The 1,058-nt window shown below is 71.0% G+C and carries 2 protein-coding genes; both read right to left on the bottom strand.

Annotated elements, in window-relative coordinates; all coding sequences use genetic code 11:
• Positions 1–17: 17 nt before the first annotated feature.
• Positions 18–356, bottom strand: coding sequence for a hypothetical protein (locus FNH09_RS49390; RefSeq protein ID WP_238427509.1), 339 nt, complete (start codon positions 354–356; stop codon positions 18–20).
• Positions 357–413: 57 nt separating this feature from the next.
• Positions 414–1,058 (bottom strand): ISAs1 family transposase (locus FNH09_RS49395; protein WP_238427510.1); only part of this gene is annotated, 645 nt, incomplete at its 5' end.

A 1,058-nucleotide genomic window follows, 5' to 3' on the forward strand; every position in this document is an offset into this window, starting at 1 on the left:
TCGAGGTCTGTCCGGATTCATCCGGTGGTGCCGGGGGCGGTCAGGGGCCTTCGCCAGTCGCGGGCGGTGTGACGTAGGGCGGCGGCGATGCTGGTGTGGCCGTCCTGACGGTGGACGCCGATGGCGAGGTTGCGCGGGCCGGCCATGATGCGTGGGAGATGGCCGACGTGGATTTTGGAGGCGTCCTTGCGGAAGGTGCGGTCGCGGACGTGGTGCAGGAGATTCTCGATCTTCCAGTGGCCTCTGATCCAGTCCGCGAGCTGGGAGCCGGTAGCCGCGCCGGGCGGCAGGCCGGTGATCGGGTAGACGCGTTCGATGGTGAGGTTGCCGCTGGTGAAGTCCTTCCTCCAGCACACGACTTGGAGGGCCTGGCGGGCGTCGGGGTGGTCGAGGTGGGCGTAGGCGGTGGTCTTTCAGCCGCCGGATCTCCAGGCGGTGGCGGGCCCGGGTACGGTCGTAGCGGCCGAGCGTGATCTCGCGCCAGGGCAGGCGGCGGATGCGTGGAAGAGGCCGGGATGGTTGGCCTTGACCTGAGCGATGTAGTGGGCACCGCGCTCGCGGAGGTAGGTGCCGTGAGCGTGCTGGGTGTGTAGCGCGCCGGCGGTGATGACCGTGCCGGTCAGGTCGACGCTGTCCAGCAGGAGCCGGAAGGCGGGGATCTCGTTGCTCTTGTCGGCGGCCTGGCGCTGGGCCAGGACGTGACCGGTGTGGTCCATCACGGCGAGCAGGGCGACGTCCCCGGTGACGGAGGTGCGTGAGCCGCGCAGGGCCTTGCCGTCGACGGCGATCGCCCGCAGTCCCGGGCCGGCTGAGGTGGCGCGGGCGGTGAGAAAATCACCGATCGCCTGGTCCAGGGCGTCGCCGTCGAGTCGGACGAGCAGACGGCGCAGGGTGTGGGGGCGCGGGACGGACACGGTGCCAGCGAGCGGGTCGGTGGGGAAGCCGGGAATCCGGCAGGCCCACACGGGGACGTCGCTGATCCATTCCGTGATCGCGGTGAGCGAGCGGGCACCGGCCAGGACACCCGCTGCGGCCGCGGCGACCCGAACAGACAACCG

Source organism: Streptomyces adustus (assembly GCF_009377175.1).
GTDB lineage: Bacteria > Actinomycetota > Actinomycetes > Streptomycetales > Streptomycetaceae > Streptomyces > Streptomyces adustus.